Origin of the sequence: Rhizobium sp. NZLR8, from assembly GCF_019685025.1 — a bacterium.
In the GTDB taxonomy this organism is placed as follows: Bacteria; Pseudomonadota; Alphaproteobacteria; order Rhizobiales; family Rhizobiaceae; genus Rhizobium.
Genome location: NZ_JABDVY010000001.1, coordinates 405,728 through 425,699, shown reverse-complemented (window position 1 = coordinate 425,699; position 19,972 = coordinate 405,728). Strand labels below are relative to the sequence as shown.

Annotated in this window: 18 protein-coding genes and 3 pseudogenes; 12 read left to right on the top strand and 9 right to left on the bottom strand. The window is 60.4% G+C overall.

Features of this window, described 5'->3' with window-relative positions:
• Positions 1-397: 397 nt before the first annotated feature.
• Positions 398-1,252: a transglutaminase family protein gene (locus tag HJB89_RS02015; protein WP_221115646.1), complete on the top strand. Its 855-nt coding sequence runs from the start codon at positions 398-400 to the stop codon at positions 1,250-1,252.
• Positions 1,253-1,352: 100 nt separating this feature from the next.
• On the opposite strand, the gene HJB89_RS33060 is transcribed toward HJB89_RS02015, so the two are convergent.
• Entirely contained in the window at positions 1,353-1,481 is a 129-nt protein-coding gene (locus tag HJB89_RS33060; RefSeq protein ID WP_259671962.1) for a hypothetical protein, read from the bottom strand.
• Between the two features lie 694 nt (positions 1,482-2,175).
• Between HJB89_RS33060 and HJB89_RS02010 the strand changes: the two genes are divergently transcribed.
• The 3 genes from HJB89_RS02010 (at position 2,176) to HJB89_RS02000 (ending at position 2,912) form a co-directional block, all read left to right on the top strand.
• The gene (locus tag HJB89_RS02010) at positions 2,176-2,319 is read left to right on the top strand and encodes a hypothetical protein (RefSeq protein WP_207585536.1); all 144 of its coding nucleotides are present in this window, start codon (positions 2,176-2,178) and stop codon (positions 2,317-2,319) included.
• Between the two features lie 95 nt (positions 2,320-2,414).
• Positions 2,415-2,636, top strand: a complete 222-nt coding sequence (locus HJB89_RS02005) for a hypothetical protein (protein WP_207585535.1) — start codon at positions 2,415-2,417, stop codon at positions 2,634-2,636.
• Between the two features lie 84 nt (positions 2,637-2,720).
• Positions 2,721-2,912, top strand: a complete 192-nt coding sequence (locus tag HJB89_RS02000) for a hypothetical protein (protein ID WP_207585534.1) — start codon at positions 2,721-2,723, stop codon at positions 2,910-2,912.
• A gap of 363 nt (positions 2,913-3,275) precedes the next feature.
• Here HJB89_RS02000 and HJB89_RS01995 read toward each other — a convergent pair.
• Positions 3,276-3,521, bottom strand: a pseudogene (locus tag HJB89_RS01995) (GntR family transcriptional regulator); the annotation flags it as partial.
• Between HJB89_RS01995 and HJB89_RS01990 the strand changes: the two are divergent.
• A pseudogene (locus tag HJB89_RS01990) lies at positions 3,520-3,723 on the top strand (amidohydrolase); the annotation flags it as partial. The pseudogenes HJB89_RS01995 and HJB89_RS01990 overlap by 2 nt on opposite strands.
• A 130-nt stretch (positions 3,724-3,853) precedes the next feature.
• The gene (locus tag HJB89_RS01985) at positions 3,854-4,366 is read left to right on the top strand and encodes a hypothetical protein (protein ID WP_221148802.1); all 513 of its coding nucleotides are present in this window, start codon (positions 3,854-3,856) and stop codon (positions 4,364-4,366) included.
• 888 nt (positions 4,367-5,254) lie between these two features.
• Here HJB89_RS01985 and HJB89_RS01980 read toward each other — a convergent pair.
• The 6 genes from HJB89_RS01980 to HJB89_RS01955 form a co-directional block, all read right to left on the bottom strand.
• Positions 5,255-6,625, bottom strand: a complete 1,371-nt coding sequence (locus HJB89_RS01980) for an alpha-glucosidase/alpha-galactosidase (RefSeq protein WP_221115644.1) — start codon at positions 6,623-6,625, stop codon at positions 5,255-5,257.
• 22 nt (positions 6,626-6,647) lie between these two features.
• Positions 6,648-8,315 carry an ABC transporter ATP-binding protein gene (locus HJB89_RS01975; RefSeq protein WP_221148800.1) on the bottom strand — a complete coding sequence of 556 codons (1,668 nt, stop codon included), beginning with the start codon at positions 8,313-8,315 and terminating at the stop codon, positions 6,648-6,650.
• 10 nt (positions 8,316-8,325) lie between these two features.
• Positions 8,326-9,465 carry an ABC transporter permease gene (locus HJB89_RS01970; RefSeq protein ID WP_221115642.1) on the bottom strand — a complete coding sequence of 380 codons (1,140 nt, stop codon included), beginning with the start codon at positions 9,463-9,465 and terminating at the stop codon, positions 8,326-8,328.
• Between the two features lie 2 nt (positions 9,466-9,467).
• Positions 9,468-10,475 (bottom strand): ABC transporter permease, encoded by a 1,008-nt coding sequence (locus HJB89_RS01965; RefSeq protein ID WP_207585529.1) that lies wholly within the window; start codon positions 10,473-10,475, stop codon positions 9,468-9,470.
• A gap of 114 nt (positions 10,476-10,589) precedes the next feature.
• Positions 10,590-12,680 (bottom strand): ABC transporter substrate-binding protein, encoded by a 2,091-nt coding sequence (locus HJB89_RS01960; protein ID WP_221149014.1) that lies wholly within the window; start codon positions 12,678-12,680, stop codon positions 10,590-10,592.
• Between the two features lie 124 nt (positions 12,681-12,804).
• Positions 12,805-14,271: an alpha-glucosidase/alpha-galactosidase gene (locus HJB89_RS01955; RefSeq protein WP_221148798.1), complete on the bottom strand. Its 1,467-nt coding sequence runs from the start codon at positions 14,269-14,271 to the stop codon at positions 12,805-12,807.
• 245 nt (positions 14,272-14,516) lie between these two features.
• Between HJB89_RS01955 and HJB89_RS01950 the strand changes: the two genes are divergently transcribed.
• Positions 14,517-15,359 (top strand): AraC family transcriptional regulator, encoded by an 843-nt coding sequence (locus HJB89_RS01950; RefSeq protein WP_221148797.1) that lies wholly within the window; start codon positions 14,517-14,519, stop codon positions 15,357-15,359.
• A 24-nt stretch (positions 15,360-15,383) separates the two neighbouring features.
• On the opposite strand, the gene HJB89_RS01945 is transcribed toward HJB89_RS01950, so the two are convergent.
• Positions 15,384-16,445 carry a class I SAM-dependent methyltransferase gene (locus HJB89_RS01945; protein WP_221148794.1) on the bottom strand — a complete coding sequence of 354 codons (1,062 nt, stop codon included), beginning with the start codon at positions 16,443-16,445 and terminating at the stop codon, positions 15,384-15,386.
• A 259-nt stretch (positions 16,446-16,704) separates the two neighbouring features.
• Between HJB89_RS01945 and HJB89_RS01940 the strand changes: the two genes are divergently transcribed.
• The 5 genes and pseudogenes from HJB89_RS01940 to HJB89_RS01920 all read left to right on the top strand — a co-directional run bounded on the left by HJB89_RS01940 (position 16,705) and on the right by HJB89_RS01920 (position 19,935).
• Positions 16,705-17,022, top strand: a complete 318-nt coding sequence (locus tag HJB89_RS01940; RefSeq protein ID WP_207585525.1) for a helix-turn-helix transcriptional regulator — start codon at positions 16,705-16,707, stop codon at positions 17,020-17,022.
• Positions 17,023-17,025: 3 nt separating this feature from the next.
• Positions 17,026-17,283: a hypothetical protein gene (locus HJB89_RS01935; protein ID WP_221149013.1), complete on the top strand. Its 258-nt coding sequence runs from the start codon at positions 17,026-17,028 to the stop codon at positions 17,281-17,283.
• Between the two features lie 9 nt (positions 17,284-17,292).
• Positions 17,293-17,532, top strand: a complete 240-nt coding sequence (locus HJB89_RS01930) for a hypothetical protein (RefSeq protein WP_164012659.1) — start codon at positions 17,293-17,295, stop codon at positions 17,530-17,532.
• Positions 17,533-17,755: 223 nt separating this feature from the next.
• Positions 17,756-18,361, top strand: a pseudogene (locus HJB89_RS01925) (HlyD family secretion protein); the annotation flags it as partial.
• 56 nt (positions 18,362-18,417) lie between these two features.
• Positions 18,418-19,935, top strand: a complete 1,518-nt coding sequence (locus tag HJB89_RS01920; protein ID WP_207585522.1) for a mechanosensitive ion channel family protein — start codon at positions 18,418-18,420, stop codon at positions 19,933-19,935.
• The last annotated feature ends 37 nt before the right edge of the window (positions 19,936-19,972 follow it).

Genomic DNA, 19,972 nt, shown 5'->3' with positions numbered 1-19,972 from the left:
ACATTCTTCCCAATCGTTTCGAAATATGGCCGGCGACAATGCCATCATGGTTATGGGCAACGGCTCCTCCAAGCAGGCCGTCGTCGTGACCAAGGCGGCACTCAAAGATGCTCCGCCTGCCCCCATAGTTTACGGCTCAGTTCCGCTACCCGACCTCGCCACGATCGGAGCGATTGCCAGCTCAAAATTCGACAAAGGCATGATCGCCGTCGATGGCCGGATTTGGGTCACAGCAGAGGATCTTCGAGAGGGGCGACGTGTAATTGGATAGGATCGGCCGCGCGTGGGGAGCGCCATGGCCACGATCGCGCCCGCAACGCGAGAACCCGGTTGCGGGTGCCGTTTCGATAGCGCATGCCTTCGCTGAACGGAACGATCTTGCGTTCGGAAGACCACAATGAAACTTCAGATCAAGCATCGAACGAGCTACCGTTACGCGCGACCCGTCTGGCTGCTTGCACACCGATTGATGCTGTCGCCCCGAACCGCCCAACAGCTGCGGACCTTGTCTTTCGGGATCGACTGCTCTGCCCGGGGATCGATCGACTGGGCGCAGGACGTCTTCGGCAACACAATAGCCACGGTGACGTTTTCTGAACAAACCTCGGAGTTGACGATCTCCAGTGATGCCGTTGTCGAGCAGACCGCCGATCCGTGGCCTGTTTTCAATATCGACATTTCGGCCCACACCTATCCCTTCACCTATTCAAGCGAAGACAAGACCGACCTTGGCGCATTTGCTGTTGCGACATCTTCCCGTGGCGCGGTGTCGGATTGGGCAGGAGCGTTCGTGCGCAGCCGCCCGACCGACACGCTGTCACTCCTCAAGGATTTGAACGCCGGCATTCTCACAAATGTCACCTACCGTATCCGAGATGAAGAAGGCACGCAGTCGCCCGAACAAACACTGGAACTCGCAAGCGGCTCATGCAGGGACATTGCGGCGCTCTTCATCGAGGCGGTGCGCTGCCTGGGCTTCGGTGCCCGTGCTGTCTCCGGCTATCTCTACGACCCTCAGGCCTCGGTCGATGACGGCGGATCAACGCATGCCTGGGCGGAAGTCTATCTTCCCGGAGCAGGCTGGATCGCGTTTGATCCCACCCACCGACGGGTGGGAGCAGCCTGTCTCATTCCCGTGGCGTTTGCTCGCAACAATGGCCAGATCATGCCTGTGACCGGCGGATATGCTGGAACGCCGGAAGATTTCGTGGAAATGGACGTGTCGGTCAAGGTCATCGAGATACGAGAATAGCGTGGGAGATGGGCGCTCGGCTGCCCTATTCCTTTCAAATCATCGACCCGTTTAAGAGATTTCGAAATTGAAACTATTGCGTATCTGAAATACGCGAAAGTTACATCATGTTTATCTTGTCGGCGAAAACATAGATAAAACGCGTGGCCACCGCCAGGCGCAGGCCGGCAAATTGGTCCATCTCGCGCGCGGTATCTAAGTCGGCGCGGCCGTCAGCCGAAGCGGACAATCCGCTATGCAAAACGAAACAACTGTTGATCGCTCCTTAGGCATAGCACGCCCTCTGATCGTGTCTTTGAGAAACTTCCAGCCGGCGGACCAATATCCGGTATCAGTCTGGCTAGCGATGCAAAATCCCCTAGTCGGCACGCATTCTTTTCATTTGCTTTGCCGCCTCAAGAGGCGCACGGTCCGAACTTCAGTAAGCCATGTTCAGGGCGCTGCTGTTTTAGGGTCACCATACCCTAGCCCCGACTGAAAGGAGGACGTTATGTCTTCCAACATTTCCCTTCGGTTCCTGACGGCCATGGATCGCAACATTCGTCGGGAAGTGCGCTTCCGCAGGCACCGCTGCTAGGCTTTCGATTTTGAGCCTGGCGGAGCGTTTGAGTACCGGTTGGGCCGCTCGGAAAAGACAATCATCCCTCTCAGCATCGCGCATCATCAATCTGCTATCCGCGGTTTGCCCCGTGGCAATCTGCAGACCGCGCATTAACGCCCTACGTGACTGACTTCTCACCATGGGCGTGTGAATATGCATAAGCAGATTTTGGTTCAACGTGGACACCCGCGCGCTCGGCATGGCTGTAGGTGAGATGGGCCTACCCTTCGCCGTTCCGTGCTTTAGCAGTTTCACACTGCGTTCCCAAGACCTTGGTCGACACCGCCAGCTTGCTCTCTTCCAACCATCAGGAAAGGCTCCAATGTCCAAGACATCAATGCTCTATTTATGGAAGAGCACATCAGTCTATCTTAGCCGGTTTCGATACATCGAATTCCTGATCAAGTCGGCCCCTGCTTTCAGCCTAGCCTTCATCGCTTACGTCGCACTGATCCACCCTCGCTGAACGACGCGCGACTGCTTCAGGCACCGAGCAAGATCTGCCTAACCGATGTTGGTTCTGTTTCGACGCAGACCTCATCTCAACCAAGGAGTTTTTCTATGCCTTCCGATGAAGCAGCACCGATCCGCCGAACAATTCGCATGTTTCCCGCCGAGAAGACTGCCTTTACCGAGATTGCGTTCACTAAGATTGTGGCCACAGAAAAAGGGGGGCAGGATGAGAAATCAGCGTTGCTCAAAGCCCTAAGGATCAGCCGATTGCAGGTGATACATCTCAGCGACAACGAGCAGGGCCAAGACCCGAGCAAATTCCCCCACTAACCGTTCACAAGTGGCTATCGCCCACAAATCTTCGCGGGTGAAAATCCCCGCCGAAAGACTAACTCACTCTCAAAGGAGATACCCATGATCGAATTTAAATCGTCGGACGGTAACGCCGAAAGATCAGCAGAAATCGACCTGCACCTTAAAAAACTGGATGCCGAAATGGCGTCGCCGAATATCAAGGAGATAAGGCACGCTGAACTCAACGCGCTTTATCGCCAGCTAAGCGCCGAAAGAGTCTTGCTTACCTCGGCAATGGGTTCAAAGCATTGACGATTAACCCGGCGCCAGGCCCGCTTAGGTGAGACCAGCCAAATTCCTGCTTTGGGAAAGTGCCGATAGGCGCTCTCCAACATGGCATGACCGACCCTATTGATCTTGCGGGTAAACCGGAAACGCGCCTTGGCCAGGCGGGGTCGAACTTCGCAGCCTTGGCGATATTGCTGGATCGACCTCGACCGACCAAGTGCCGGACGAGAAGCTTTCGACAGTACGGATGGCGAGCAGAAGGGCGCGGACAGATCGCTGATAAAGTTACGCTTGGGACACGGATCGCGGTTATCGGAGTCTTGCGCATAATGGTGCCTCGCAAGATGGAACTCGCCACCGGCCGCTCCCCCGGCGAAAAACGCCCCATCACCGATGCACGGCCGCGAGCGCAATTCCGTCGGCGACTTCCTGGCAGCGATCGGTCAAATTGGCGGTCGCCACACGCAGGTGGCTACTCGGCAGAACCGAGAATTTCGCTCCCGGATGAACCGCGATGCCCCTCGCCGCGAGCGTGACCAGCGCAAATGGTTCCGAGGACACTGGGATCCAGGCGCAAAGACCACCGCCATGGGCGGCCTCGACGCCGCGCTCGGCGAGCGCATTGATGAGTGACAAGGTGACGACCTGCCCTCTCATACCCGGCAGTGAAGACTTCTCACATTTCCTCGAGCACAAACCTGGCGCCTTTCTGCGTCTCGGTAATGGTGTCAACTCGGCGATCCTGCATAGCGCCAAATATGACTTCGCGGACGAAAGTCCGACGGCAGGTGCTGCCATGTGGGCGCGGTTGACCGAACGCTACCTCGACGAATAGGCTGCCTTTCGAAAGCGCATTGCGCTCGCAAAGCTCTCACTCAAGGCGCGACAAATCGAACGACTAAACTAAGCGCTCCTAGCATTATCTGGGAAACTCATACAACCACGGCAACAAGTTCGAAGCGGAGGTGGAAAAGCTCGCCCAGGCACTCGCGCTCATCGATGACGGCGATCCTAGGCAGGCGGAAGCCGGCGTCCGTGCCCTCGGGGAGCTACTCGGCTTCACCGCGACAAGGCCCGACAATGACGGAGACACCGGACCCGACGTGTTGTGGCGCGATTACGCGAATCCGCGCCAGTTCGGTTTCGAATTGAAGACGGACAAAAATGATCCGGCGACCTATTTCAAGAAAGACATTTCGCAGGGTCATGACCATCTCGAATGGATGGCGCAGACCTATCCCGGCCACACCATCCTCGGCCTCGCCTTTGTCGGTCCGGCGGGCAAGGCGCATGCCCAGGCCAACCCCTCGGCCGACATGAGCCTGTGTCTGCCATCGGCCCTGGCGGCGCTGATCGAGGATCTGCGCAAGCACACGCCGATGGAGCGCCTCATCGCGATTGCAAAGGAGACGGAAAAAGATCGCTGGGACATCGAATCCCTGCTGGCGCGTATCGATCCAAAACCCATGAGCAAATGAAACCACGCTGTCCGCCCGCGCTGGTCCGCGACAGGATGTTGCGCGGGGGAAATCGGCATTGCCTTTGAATTTCTCGGGCATCCCGGAAGTAGCGGTAGATTTTGTTCGCGGTCGGTCATCATAGCAAATGCCAAGGTCACGCGCCCGCGAAACCCAGCCTTCGATGTATGAGGAAACGCCCGATCATCCGCCGACCGCTTCGCCGCCAGTCTTTGGCTGCCGAGCGGATCGGTCTTTCGATCGAAAGCCATTGCCGAGCGATGGCGGCAGAGCTTGAGATCGAACCCGCCGCGCCGCGCCAATCCATCAGAATTCCGACAAAAAGCGTAAGCCTTGTTGAATTCCTGATCGGCCCGGCCGCCGGCCCCGCGCAGCAGAATTGTGGGCAGCGGCACGCCCGACCGGTCGACTTTGCTACCTCTTCCCGCACGGGCGCTTTATGGCTGCGCCACCGCAACGTGAGCGGAAATTATTGCCGATCGACCGAGGGGTTGACTGAGGCCCAAAGCCAGGGCTCAAAGGTGGCATCCACGGTCGCTCGCGGCGGGAAAACATAGGGAATTATAAGGTTTTTCGCTACGCCATTGAAATCATGTGAGAATCTAGCTTCCCCAGCCAAATCTCCCTAAATTCCCTTGATTGCTTGATTTTCCAGTCGTGCCGTCGACCTGACCGTTGGCCGTGAAGCCCTTCCTGGCGACGTCGTGCGGTCCTTGATGTCGGCCCCATGAACCGCATTCCCAGGCGCACCGCGTCGGATACGCGATCAGATCGCCACAGCGCGTCGCCGTCGGTTCCTCAACCGGTCGCTGTACCCGGCGTCCGCAAAAAACCCCGCGGTTGTTGCAACACCGCGGGGCTCTTTGACGCCTGACCAGGGAGAGTAGGTCAGGCAGCCTTGACTTTACTGGATGTGCGGGCCCATTCGGGCAGCCAGTTGCCGTGGGTGGCGAGCAGGTCGTCGACCAGCGACCAGATCTGGTCGAGGTCGAGTTCGGCCGCCGTGTGCGGGTCCATCATCGCGGCGTGGTAGATGTGCTCGCGATTTTCGGTCATCAGCGCCTGCACCGTCAGTTCCTGGACGTTGATATTGGTGCGGATCAGCGCGGTCAGCTGCGGCGGCAGGTCGCCGATGAAGGTCGGCTGGATGCCGGAGGCATCGACCAGGCAGGGCACTTCGGCGGCGCAATTATTCGGCAGCGAAGTGATGCAGCCATTGTTGCGGACATTGCCGTAGATCACCGAGGGTTCGCCGGTCCAGACCGAGTTTATGATCGAGGAAGCATATTCCTTCGACGGCTGAACCTCGATCTTGTCGGCGCTGCGATAGGCCTCCGCCTGGCCCTTCCAGCGCTCGATCTGCTCGATGCAGCGTTTTGGATATTCATCAAGCGGAATGCCGAATTTCTCGATCAGGTCCTCGCGACCCTCCTTGATGAAATAGGGCGTGTATTCGGCAAAATGCTCCGAGCTTTCGGTAACGAAATAGCCAAGACGCGTCAGCATTTCGTAGCGCACCTTGTTCGGGCAGCGCGGGTTCCAGCCGGGCTTCGGCGCCCTGCCCTCGCGATAGGCGCGCAGCAGATCGGGATAGAGGTTGCGGTAGGAACCATCGGCCTGGCGATGCTCGAATTTGAGATAGAAGGCCATGTGGTTGATGCCGGCCGCCCGGTAACGGATTTCCTCGTAGGGAATGTCGAGGTCATGGGCCAGCTCCATCGCCGTGCCCTGCACCGAATGGCAGAGGCCGACCTGGCGAATGGTCGGGTATTTCTCCGATATCGCCCAGGTGTTGATCGCCATCGGGTTGACATATTGCAGCATGATCGCCTCAGGGCAGATGGCGAGCATGTCCTCGCAGATCTTCCAGAGATGCGGCACGGTGCGAAGCCCGCGCATGATGCCGCCGACGCCGAGCGTATCGGCAATCGTCTGGCGCAGCCCGTATTTCTTCGGCACTTCGAAGTCGGTGACGGTGCAGGGTTCATAGCCGCCGATCTGGAAGGCGACGACGACGAAATCGGCGCCGGCAAGCGCCTTGCGTTGGTCGGAATAGGTCTCGGCCTTGGCCTTGACGCCGAGCGTCGAGATCAGCTTGTTGACGACGACGGCGCTTTCTTCCAACCGTTGCGGATTGAGATCCATCAAGGCGATCGTCGCACCCGACAGGGCCGGACGCTGCAACACGTCGCCGACGATGTTCTTCATGAAAACGGTGGAGCCTGCTCCGATGAATGTGATTTTGGGATTTGCTGCCATTATAACCTCCGGCATTCGATAGTCATGCTACCTCGAAAGCGGCTTTGACGAGCCGTTCGGTGTAGGCGGTCTTGGGATGGGATAGTACTTCGTTGACGGGACCCTCTTCGACGATCTTGCCATGCTGCATAACGATGACGCGATGGCAGAGGGCTCTGACGACCTTGAGATCGTGGGAGATGAAGAGGTAGCTCAGGCCGCGCTCGTCCTGCAGCTTGCGCAGCAGTTCGATGATCTGCGCCTGGACGGAAAGGTCGAGTGCGGATGTCGGCTCGTCGAGCAGGATGAACTCCGGCTCGAGCGCGATGGCGCGGGCAATGGCGATACGCTGGCGCTGGCCGCCAGAAAATTCATGCGGGAAACGCGACAGGATATTGCCGGGCATGCCGGCTGAGATCAGTGCCTCGCGCACCCGGTCCTGCCGTTCGGCCCGGGTGGCGCCCAGCCGGTTGACGACGAGGCCTTCCTCGATGATCTGGCCGATCGTCATGCGCGGGTTGAGGGATGAGAACGGGTCCTGGAACACCACCTGCATGCGGGCCCGGAATGGCCGCATCCCGGCCCTGGAAAGCCCGTGGATCGGTTGATGGTCGAAGTGGATCTCGCCGCTGTCGGGCGTGTTCAGCCGCAGGATCGCCTGGCCGAATGTCGTCTTGCCGGAGCCGGATTCGCCGACGAGACCGAGCGTCTCGTGACGGCGCAGCGTCAGGCTCAGGCTGTCGACGGCGACAAGCTCGCGCATCGCCGGCTTGAAGAAGGTGCCGTGGCGCATCATGAAGGAGACGCGCACGCCCTTGGCATCGAGGATGACATCCGATCCCTCCGGCAGCGGATTGGCCTGGCCGCGCGGCTCGGAGGCAAGCAGATGCCTGGTATAGGCGTGCTGCGGATTGACAAACAGGGCTTCGGTGGTGTTGTGCTCGCGCACTTCGCCATGCTGCATCACATAGACGTAATCCGAAAACTGCCGCACCACGGTCAGGTCGTGGGTGATGAGGATGACGGCCATCCCCATTTCCTTCTGCAGGTTGCGGATCAGGTTGAGGATCTGCGCCTGCACGGTAACGTCGAGCGCCGTCGTCGGCTCGTCGGCGATCAAGACATCCGGATCGTTGGCAAGCGCCATGGCGATCATCACGCGCTGGCGCTGGCCGCCGGAAAGCTGATGCGGATATTGCATCAGCCGCGCGGCCGGATCGGGGATCTGCACATGTTCGAGCAGTTCGAGCGCACGTTTTTGCGCGTCCCGTTTGCTGATCCGGCGATGGACGCGGATCGCCTCGACGATCTGGCTGCCGATCGTATAGATCGGGTTCAGCGAGCTCATCGGCTCCTGGAAGATCATCGAGATGCGGTCGCCGCGCAGCTTGCGGCGGGCCCGCTCGGAAAATGTCAGGATATTGCTGCCGTCATAGGCGACCGTCGATTTCTCCGAAACCACGGCGCGCTTCGACAGCAGCCCCATCACCGTTCGCGCCGTCACCGATTTGCCGGAGCCGGATTCGCCGACGATGGCGATCGTCTCGCCGCGATAGAGTTGGAAGGAGACGTCCTTGACGGCTTCGACCATGCCGTCTTCGACCTTGAAATTCACCGCCACATTGCGGGCGTCGATGATCGGTGTGTCCGAGCGGCCGTCATGGTCATGGCGGACGGATGGGGCGAAGGAATTGACCAGTGCAAGAGCCATATCAATCACCTCAATAAGGATCGACTGCATCGCGCAGTCCATCGCCCAGCGCATTGAAGGCGAAGACGGTGACGAGCACGAAGCCGACGGGGGAGAGAATCCAGGGATAGGAGCCGATGACAGAATAGGTCGCGGTATCCTGCAGCATCAGCCCCCAGGAGATCAGCGGCGGCTTGACGGCAAAGCCGAGGAAGCCGAGGAAGGATTCCAGCAGCACCACGCTCGGTATGGCGAGCGTCACCGCGACGATGACGTGGCTCATCACGTTCGGGAAGATGTGCTGCAGGATGATGCGCCGGTCGGTGGCGCCGACGGCCATCGCCGCCCGGACATAATCGATGCGGGCAAGCGCCAGGGTCTTGCCGCGCACCTCGCGCGACATCTGCGCCCAGCCGAGCGCCGACATCACGACGATGACGAAACCAAGGAAGACATTGGTCGGCGCCGTCACCGGGATCAGCGAGGTCAGCGCCAGATAGAGTGGCAATTGCGGAAAGGCGAGCACCAGCTCGACGAAGCGCTGCAGCCAGACATCGAAGGTGCCGCCGAAATAGCCGGAGACCATGCCGACGGTCGTGCCGATGACGGTGACGATGAAGACGACGGTGAGCGCGATGGTCAGCGAGATGCGCGAGCCGATGATGGCGCGCGACAGCACATCGCGGCCGAACTTGTCGGTGCCGAGGAAATGCACCGGCTCGCCATCGGTCGAGCCGAAGAAGTGGCGGTCAGCCGGGATCAGGCCGAAAAGCTGGTATTCGGCGCCCTTGACGAAGAAGCCGAGCAGCCGCGGATTGTCGTAATCGACGCCGACGATCGGCTGGAAGGTGACCGGGTCGAGCGCATCGGAATCGGCCAGGCCATAGACGCGCGGCTGGAAGACGAAATTGCCGTCCTTGTCGTGAAAGCTCATCATCTGCGGCGGCGCAAAGCCGACATCGGTCGCCTTCGGGTCCATCGGCGCGACGAAATCGGCAAAGACCGCCATGAAGAGCAACAGCCCGACGAGGATAAGCCCGGCCATGCCGGTCCAGGAACGCCGCAGCCGGCGCCAGACCAGGGCGATATAGCTCTCATGGCCACGCGATGGCTTGTTGACCGAAGGTTCGGTCGTTGTCGGCGGTGGCGGCGAGGAGTCGAAAGCCAGCATTCTCAGGCTCCTTGAAATTGGCGGACACGCGGGTCGAGCAGCGCCAGCAGCAGGTCGGCAATGATGTTGCCGACGATCAGCGTCGCCGACAGCACCATCATGAAGGTGGCGGTGACATAGACGTCGCCGATCGCCATCGAGCCGACGATCGCCGGGCCGACGGTCGGCAGCGCGAAGATGATGGCGGTTTCGATCTCGCCGGTCAGCATGTAAGGCAGCACGACGCCCTGGTACATTACCAATGGATGAAGCGCATTGGGCACCGCATGGCGCATCACCACCGCCGCGCCGGAAAGCCCCTTGGCCTTGGCCGTCTCGACATATTGGGCGTTCAGCGTGTCGAGCAGATTGCCGCGCATCACCCGCATATTGTAGGCGAGCCCGCCGAAGGTGGCGATCGCCACGACCGGCCAGACATGATGGACGAGATCGACGAATTTCGCCCACGACCAAGGCGCTCCGCCATATTGCGGCGAGAAGAAACTGCCGATTTCGGCAACGTTGAATTGGAAGACCAGCAGATAGACGATGATCAGCGCCATCAGGAACCGCGGCACCGTCATGCCGAGGAAGGAAATCGCCGAAAGCGTGCTGTCGATCCAGCTGTATTGCCGCGTCGCCGCCCAGATGCCGAAGCCGATGCCGAGCACCGAAGCGAGGATGTGGCAGACAAGCGCCAGAAGCAGGGTCCGCGGCAGCCGCTCTGCGACGACGTCGGCGACCGGCTTGTTGTAGAACATGCTGTAGCCGAAATCCCCGCGGGTGACGATGCCGCCGATCCAGTTGACGTATTGGACGACCATCGGTTTATCCAAACCGTGTTCGACCCGGTAGGCCTGGGCCTGCTCTTCGGCCTGGGCATAGGATGCGCCGCCCTGGTTGATCAGCTGGGATCTTATATAATCGGCATAGTCACCGGGCGGGGCCTGGATGATCGCGAAAGTCACCACGCTCAGAATGAACAGGACGGGGATCGCGGAAGCTATGCGCACGAGCAGGAATCGTAACATCGGACGGTCCGCTTTTCCTTGCCGCCAGTCGCTCCTTGTCAGCGCGGCCGGCTTGTTGGTCATATCAGGCCGCGCGCCACGCGCGGCCTGAATCTCGCTTCAGCTGGGAGGGAACTAGTTCTTAACAGGGCCCTTGTCGCCAGGCTTGCCGGGCAGCTGTTCTGGGAACAGCTCGTATTTGCCCTGCTTGTCGGCGGCCACCCACAGGCGTTCGCGGATCACCGAATCTTCAGCCCAGTTGAACATGAAGATCGGCGTGCCCTGCGGCACATTCGAGAACCGCTTGTTGATGATCAGGGCGCCAGGATATTCCGTCAGACCCACGGTGTTGACGTGCTCTGTCGAGATCTTCTGGTACTGTTTCATCAGCGCAACGCGGGCATCATTGTCCGGGCTGGTCGTGAACTTGGCGACGACATCGTTCAGTTCCTTTTCGAACGGCATCAGATCGAGCTGATCGTCCTTGCCGGCGCGATGGTGCCAGCTGGTGCGTGGACCGATCGGCGCAAGCTGCTCGGTATTCTGCACCACCGACGACAGTTCCGTCGTGTTGCGCTGGATCAGCCAGTCGAAGCGGCCGGCATAATGCGCGTCGTCACGCTTCGGTCCGTCGAGCGCATTGATGACGATCTTCAGACCGAGCTTCTCCATCTGAGCGACGACACCTTCGGCAAGGCTCTTGTCGGTCGTGTACTGATTGTTGATCAGCATGACGATTTCGACATCCTTGCCGCCCGCCGTACCGGCCGGGAAGTTCACGATGCCGTTGCCATCGGTATCCTTGAGGCCTGCCTTGGCGAGTTCCGCCTTGGCGCCCTTGAGATCAAAGGGATAGTAGACGGTGGAGTTGCGGTCGTAAAAGCTGGTGCCGGAGGAAAGCCCGCCCGCATAGATCGCGGTGAACGGTCCCTTGACCAGCGAGTCGCCGATCGCCTTGCGATCGAGCGCCATGGTGACGGCCTTGCGGAAATCCTCGTTGCGGTTCAGCTCGCGGATCGCCTGGCCGCGTTCGTCCGGGCTGCCCCAGCCGTTGGCGGAGAAGTTCATGCGCAAGTTATAGCCGATGAGGCGCGGGCCGAAGGCCAGGCGGGCTGGCGCGGTCTTTTCTGCCGCGCGCTTCAGCGACGCGACGAAGTTTTCCGGCTGCTCGAGGTTCGAGATGTCGGCGGATCCGGCCACGGCCTGCACGTCGCGGTCGGCCCAGGTCGAGAGCTTGTAGTGCAGCTCGTTCAGATAGGGCAGCTGATTGCCCTTCTCGTCGACCTTCCAGTAATAGGGGTTGCGGCGCATGACGATGATATCGTCGGAACGATATTCCACCGGCACCCAGGCGCCCATGACCGGTATGTTCATGAACTCCGGCGGGAAGGCGTTCTTGAACTGGTCGTAGGTGTTCTTCGAATATTTCGGATGCTGGGGTTTGAGGATATGCGATGGACCCGGGCAGAAGTTCGGGTAGGACATCGTGTAGAGATATTGCTTCGGGAAGGCTTCCTTGAAGGTCCATTCGACGGTGTAGTCGTCGATCTTCTTCAGTGTCGTGCCGACGCCGAAAGCCTCAGGCGAGGCGCCGCCGCCGAGCGGCGAGACGTTCGGATCGACGACTTCGTCATCCCAGTAGAACATGATGTCGTCGGCGTTGAACGGCGCGCCGTCCGACCATTTGGCGCCTTCGACCAGATGCATGGTCAGCTTGTGGCCGTCTGTGGACCAATCCCAGCTCTTGGCAAGGTTCGGCAACGGCTCGGTGTCCTTGGCTTCCACCTGGAACAGCGGCGCGGTGCGGGTCAGGCACTCGGAGAGACCGATATCGATGCCGCCCCAGCCCTGCGTCTGGCCGGCGCCGTAGTTCCAGCCTTCCGGCCGGCCGCCGATGACGTGGCGCATCGTATCGCCGTAGACACCGATGCCGTCGGGCATATTGCCTGTCTTGAAGACCATCGGCTCCTTCGGGAGGCGATCCTTGACCGGCGGCAGCTTGCCGGCGGCAACGAAATTCTTCGTGACCCAGTCGGGCTCGTGATATTCGGGCAGCGCCTTGAACTCCAGGATGGAGTCGCGCGCCACATATTTGATCTTGCCTTCGGCCGGGAAGTCCGCCGGCGCCGGCGGAACGGTGGCCTCGGAGGCGTATGCATTCAGCGCCAGGACTGAGACGCCAAGCGCTAGTCCGGCCAGAATGCCAAGGTTGCGGAATTTCATTATCGTTTCTCCCTCTTGTTCCGGAGCGCGGGGCACGCGGCTCCTTTTCCTCAAACGGCGTGAAAGCGGGCCGGCGGCCCAAGGATTTCCCTCCCGGAAATCCATGGCGACCCCTCTCTCACGAAAATCAGACGGCCTGTTTCAGCGCCGCCTTTTCCGCGCGCAGCTCCTCGATCGAGCGAACGTTGCGGCGTGCGGCACCCGCCCAGTCGCGGGTCTGCACCTTGGATTTCGACAGCCGCTCCTTGGCGGCCGGCACGGCATCGGCATATTGCGGCAACCAGCGCGCCTGGGCAACGACCATTTCGTCGACCATCTGCCAGACTTCCTCGGGCGTCGACACGGCGCCGACCAGCGGATCGTGCAGCACGGCAAGCTTCAGAAGATCGATGTCGCCGGATATGGCGGCATGCACCGACATGCGCTGGACGTTGATCGAGGCGATGCAGGTGGCCGCACAGGCTTCCGGCAGGGTGACGCCCGAGACCATGTTGATGCCGAAGCGGTCGACGAAGCCCGGCGATTCGATGATCGCATCGGATGGCAGGTTGGTGATGACGCCGTTGTTCTTGACGTTGAAATGGCCGCGATAGACCCGGTTCGTCTCCAGCGCCTCGAGAATGTGGCTGGCATGTTCGTTCGAGCGCTTGGTAGGGTCGAGCGGCTTTCCGGCGGATTCCAGGAATTGCGGGAATTCGGTCTCGAACCAGTTGCGGGTTTCGGTGGAATGGCGGAGATAACCGCCGGTCTCGCCGTGGATCCAGTCGGACATGTCGATCCAGCGGGTGATTTCCTCCGGCCGCTTGCGGTACCAGGGCAGGTATTCCGAAAGGTGGCCGTTGCTCTCGGTGGAATAGACGCCGAAACGCTTCAGCACGTCGATGCGCAGTTTCTCCTGCTGCGAAAAGACCGGATGCGCCTCGAAGGCGGCAACCAGCTCGTCCTTGCCGATCCTGCGGCCGTTGAGGCGCAGGTCGATGAACCAGGTCTGGTGGTTGATGCCGGAGCAGACATAGTCGAGCTCACCAAGCGATTTGGCGCCAAGCACCTCGGCAATCTGTTCGGCGCCATGCTGGACGCCGTGGCAGAGGCCGACGGTATCGACCTTGCCGTATTCGATCGCCGCCCAGGTGTTCATCGCCATCGGATTGGCATAGTTGAGGAATTTCGCGCCGGGCTCGGCGACTTCCCTGATGTCCTTGCAGAAGTCGAGAATAACCGGGATGTTGCGCTGGCCGTAGAGAATGCCGCCGGCGCAGATCGTATCGCCGACACATTGATCGATGCCGTATTTCAGCGGAATTCTGATATCGTCTGCATAGGCCTCGAGCCCGCCGACCCTGACGCAGCTGATGATGTAACGGGCGCCGGACAGCGCCTGGCGCCGGTCGGTCGTCGCCGTCACCTTGGTCGGCAATCCGTTCGCTTCGACGATGCGGTCGAGGATCGCCTTGATCATCTCGAGATTATGCTCGCTGAGATCGGTCAGCGCGAATTCGACGTCGCGAAACTCCGGAACGCACAAAATGTCGGTGAACAGCTTCTTGGTGAAACCGACGCTGCCCGCACCGATGATAGCGATTTTGAAACTCATGATCTTCACCTCGACCCAATCAAATGCTACAGAAAAGACGGCTATGGAGGATCAGCCCGCATGCTGGAACATGGGGTTGAAAAAGCCAAGAAAATGCTTGTTTTCCTCCCGACCGCTCTATCGGCCGTGGTCTCTTCCCTGTTTGTCGAGCGGGATTATGCCCGAATTCAGCAGGGCCACCAGAGAAGGATTATGCTTTCAGGGGTAATTTTGTGCTGCATAATTTGATTGCCAACGGACAGTCGATGAGAACGGTTTCGCTGCCCCGCGGCCGGGAGCGATTGCATGCGATGCCGACCAGCTCCGGCTATGAAGTGCGCGAGAACGAGCCATATGACTGGGATGGCCGCAGGCGCGGCCAAACGCCGTTCACCGTGCTGCAGCACACGATCAGCGGCAGCGGCCGGCTGCGCTACCAGAACCGCAATTATCGTCTTCAGGGTGGCGACACGCTGCTGGTGCTCGTGCCGCACAATCATCGATACTGGCTGGAGAAGGGCGACCGTTGGGAATATTTCTGGATTTCGATGAATGGTGAGGAAACGCTGCGCATCCACCAAATGGTGCTGTCCACCGCCGGGCCGGTGCTGAAGCTGCAGCCCTCGACCATCGATCATCTCGCCGATTGCAGCCTGCGCCTCGTCACCGGCGCGACCTCGCCGGGGGCTGCCTCGGCGATTGCCTACGAAGCGGCGATGGCGCTTTACGACGACGTCTTCGGCTCGCCGGCCTTTGCCGCCGAGCTCAGTCTGATGCAGCCGGTGATCGACCATATCAATGCCAATCTCGAAAAGCCGCTGCCGGTCAGCGACCTCGCCGGCATCGTCGGCCTCAGCCGCGCGCATTTCTCGCGCAGCTTCGCCGGGAGCGAGGGCATGCCGCCGGCCGAATTCGTGCTGCAGCAGCGATTGCAGCGCGCCGTCAAGCTTCTGACCAAGGCGGACTTTCTGCCGGTCAAGGAGGTCGCCATTATGTGCGGCTTCGAGGACCCGAACTACTTCTCCAAGGTCTTCCGCCGGGTCTACGGCACCAACCCGACGGAATTCCGGACCACCGGCATGTATGCCAGCATCGGCAAGCTGCGATAGCGGCCGCCAGCTACCCCGGTTCCGTCAGGCCCGCACCTCGAACACCATGTTGAACGGGGTTTCCGTGGCGCGACGGAAATGCTTGAAACCTGCGTCGAGCGCCACCTTTCGCAGCTTCATTTCTCCCGCCTGTGCGCCGAGCCCGAGCCCCACCTCCTGCGAGAGCGATGCCGGTGTGCAGATCATCGTCGAGGCGCCGTAATAGACGCGACCGACGGGGTTGAGATTGTCCTTCAGATGGTCATGGGCAAAGGGCTCGACGATCAGCCACGTGCCGTTCGGCCCAAGCGTTTCCTTAACATGCTGGCCGGCGCCGACCGGATCGCCCATGTCGTGAAGGCAGTCGAACATGGCGACCATGTCATAACCGCGGCCTGGAAATTCCGCCGCCCGGCTTTGCTCGAACGTCACACGGTCGGCGACCCCGGCATCCTCGGCGGCGGCCTTGGCTTTTTCGATCGACGGGCCGTGATAATCGAAGCCGGTAAAACGGGAGGCCGGATAGGCCTGCGCCATCAGGATGGTCGATGCCCCGTGGCCGCAGCCGACGTCCGCGACACTGGCGCCGGCCTTGAGCTTCTCCTCGACCCCTGCAAGGGCCGGAATCCATTCGGCGACGAGATGGCTGTTATAGCCCGGACGAAAGAACCGCTCGGTCCCCCGGAACAGACAGGTGCTGTGCTCATGCCAGCCGAGACCCTTGCCGGTGCGGAAGGCATCGGCGACCTTCGGCTCGTCCATCCACATCGATTGCACGACTTCGAAGGCGCCGACGAAGAAGGCCGGGCTGTTTTCCTCGGCAAAGACCATCGCCTGCTCCGGCGTCAGGCTGAAACGATCGGTCTTTTCGTCATAGACGATATAGTCCGCTGCCGCCTGGGCGCTGAGCCATTCCCTGAGATAACGCTCCTTCACTCCGGTTTTTGCAGAGAGCTGCTGGACGTTCATCGGCGTCCCGTCGGCCATCGCCTTGAAAATTCCCACCTTGTCGCCAAGCACGACCAAGGCGCCTGACATGGCGGCGCCGACATCGCCGACAAGCCGGCCGACGAGTGCATCGAGTTTCTGCATATCTGGCTCACGCATTGTTTCCTCCCGAGCGCGTGATTAAGGGACTTCAAAATTAGACTTTAATAATATTCCGTCAATCACCTTCCCTTTCACCGGACGCGCGGCCGTATTAGAGGTCGAAAGTTTCCGGGAGATTTCATCGAAAACGACGTGTCTACCGGATATCTCAACTTACGCGAGAAAACGAACTCATGAGGCCCTGCGCGTGTTTCGTCATTGCCTGGTCCGGAATCTCCCCGAGGCAGAAACACACTTTTGATGTAGGGTTATCATTATGTCTCTATCTTCCGCTCAATGCCGCGCCGCCCGCGCCCTCTTGGCCTGGTCGCAGGACGATCTCTCGTCAGCCGCAAACGTCGCCAAGGCGACGATCGCCAATTTCGAGGCCGGCAAACGCTCTCCCTATGACCGAACCCTCCAGGATATGAAGCACGCCCTGGAAGGCGGCGGCGTCGTTTTCATCCCGGAAAACGGTGGAGGAGCCGGCGTTCGACTTGCAAAACGTGCAAATTCGATCGACACCAACGAGACCGAAACGGTTCAATATGAAGAATATCTCGAAAACGACGCACCGCCTGGTGCGGGTGGCTGAATGATGACAAAGAAGCAGAAGCTCGAACACTCGGAACTGGCCGGAGAATTCACCGATGACGGGATCACCGTGCTCGTCGATATCTTCCGAACGGGCAGCAATGAAGACTGGACGATGGAAGTCGTCACGCAGTCGGAAGATCTGATCCGTTGGGACGAACCATTTGCCACCGACCGGGAAGCTTTTGACGAATTCCTGGCCGTCGTCGCGCGGGACGGCCTTCGATCGTTTCTCGAAGATGACGAGCCGTCTGTCCATTAAGGAAAATTCGTGAAAAGCATCAATGATCTCGTCGCCTCGGCAAAAACCGTCAGCGACCGATACCGGGCCGGACGGATGGAGCGCGAGACCGTGCGCGAATGGGTTCTCGGACTTGGCGCCTATCCATCGCCGCACGGAGACCGTGTGCGCGAAGCGGTGGAATGGTTCCGCCTGCACAATCGCGAGCCTGTTTCCGACGACATCGTGCTCGTGGACATCGACCGGCTCAAAGCAATTTCAGCGCCGTGATCCTCTCCGCTGCATCTACATACAGCGCCAAGCTGATGGAGCTCTGCACGACCGGCATGTATGCCGGCATCGGAAAGTTCGATCGCCCCGAAAAGCGCAGGGCGCCGTCTATTGCCGCATCACGGTTTGACATCGATTGAGTGAACGGCAATGTTGCTTTCAGGCTCCTCGCTCTGCCCGGGCAGACGTCGCGACGGTATGGAATTTTCTTAAGGAATATTCGATGACAGCGACCAAAATTCTCCGACCGGTCATTGTTATAGCGGTTCTTGCAGCTCTCGGCATTCTGCTCTGGTTCGCGACCCGCCCGCCGCCGCTGGTCGTCCAGGGGGAGGTCTCCGCCAACCGCGTCGACATCAGCCCGCGTGTCTCCGGCCGCATCGCCAAGCTCAATGTCGACGTCGGCGATAATGTCGAGGCCAGCACGGTGATCGCCGAGCTCGAAAGCCCGGAGCTGACAGCGGCGCTGCACATGGCTCAAGCCGCCCTTGCTGTTTCCAAGGCGGATCTTACCCGCGTCAACAGCACACGCCCTGAGACGATCGATGCTGCGAATGCCGAGCTTGCCGCTGCGACTGCCGATGTCACGCTCTATCAGGAAGAATCTACGCGCCAGGCAAGGCTGATTGCCACAGGAGCCTCGACACAGGCGCAGGTCGACCAAACGGCCCGCAATCTCGAAGCGGCGATCCGCAAGCGGGAATCCGCCGAGGCCAATGTGCGGCTGGCCGTTGCCGGCTCCAGCAAAGAGGAGAAGGCGCTTGCCGCCGCGCAGGTGGAGCAGGCGCGCGCCTCGCTCAATCAGCAGCAGGTCAACGCAGTCAGATTGGAGGCCAGGATGCGCCGGTCCTACGAAGCGCGATCTTCCCTCGCGAGTTGATGTCGATGATAGATAATCTCACCTGGTCCGGGGTACTTGCCGATCCTGTCGTACAGGCCGGAACGCTGGCCGTCGTCGGCGCCATCGTCACCCGAGTAGCGCTTCGCCCCTTCCCAAGCTGGAAGCTGGCGGGCCAGGTGTTCTTCTTCGCGGCGCTGAGCGTCCTGCTGCTCTATCACGACATCGTGCCCTACGAAGTCGGGCCGACGCCGGATTCGACCTTCGAACGGGTCTTCATCGCCCTTGCCAAAGTGGTCTGGTGGATCAATGCCGCCTGGGCGCTGATCGCCTTCGTCCGCGTCTTCCTGATCTTCGAGCGCCAGCCGAGAGAGGGGCGCCTCGTCCAGGATCTGGTGATCGGCCTCATCTATCTCGGCGCCATCCTCTCGGTGGTCGCCTATGTCTTCAGCTTTCCCGTCGGCACGCTGATCGCCACGTCCGGCGTGTTTGCCATCATCCTCGGCCTTGCGTTGCAAAGCACGTTGAGCGACGTCTTTTCCGGCATCGCCCTTAATCTCGGCCGGCCTTATACGATCGGCGACTGGATCGTACTGAACGACGGTGTCGAAGGCCGTGTCCTCGAAACCAATTGGCGCTCCACCCATCTCCTGAACGGCTCGAACGACCTGGTAGTGCTGCCCAACAGCTTCCTCGCCAAAGTCGGGCTGACCAATCTCAGCAGTCCCGACCGCAGCCATGGGGTGTCGCTGACGGTGCGGGTCGTTCCGACGACCGGACCGTCGGTGATCGCCGAGGTCATGCGCACCGTGCTGCTGAGCAGCGGTTCGATCCTGAGCGAACCGAAACCCGGTGTGCAGATCAAATCGCTGAATGCCGATGCGGTGGAGGTGGAGCTTTCCTTCCGCGTCAGGGATATCGGCCAGGCGGGGCCGGCGAAGAACGAGATCTTCGACCTCATCTACCGCCATCTCAAGGCCGCGGGCCTTACTTTGGCGCGGCCGATCGATGCGGCCGGCCCACCCGGCCAGGTGCAGTCAGAGGAGATGGTAAACCCGCACCGGCCGACGCCGCTCAAGCTCCTCGATGCCATCCCGCTGTTTTCCTCGCTGACCGAGGACGAGAAGGAGACGCTCGCAGCCTCGATGACGCGGCGCACCTACAAGAAGGATTCCATCCTGATCGAACAGGGCGATACCGTTGCATCGCTGATGATCGTGCGCAGCGGCGCACTCGTCGCGACACGACAGGAAGGCCGCAAAGAAATCGAACTGGGCCGGCTGGCGCCGGGCGATTATTTCGGAGAAAGCGGACTGCTGATCGGGATCGGCGAGGCGGCGAGCCTGCGCGCGCTCACCTTCGTCGTGGTCTACGAAATCGCTCAAGCGAGCCTGACGCCGCTCCTGCACGATCGGCCCGGCATCGCCGAAGAGCTTGCCGCCACCCTGTCACGCCGCATCGAGACCAGCCAGCACTCCCTGGCGACCGAAGGCGCCACGCTGAACGGCGGCTCGATGAACTCGCTGGTGACGCGAATCCGTCATCTGTTCCAGGTGCCGCCGTAGGCTGTCCGCCAATTGCAAGGGCTCGCCTTATAAGATC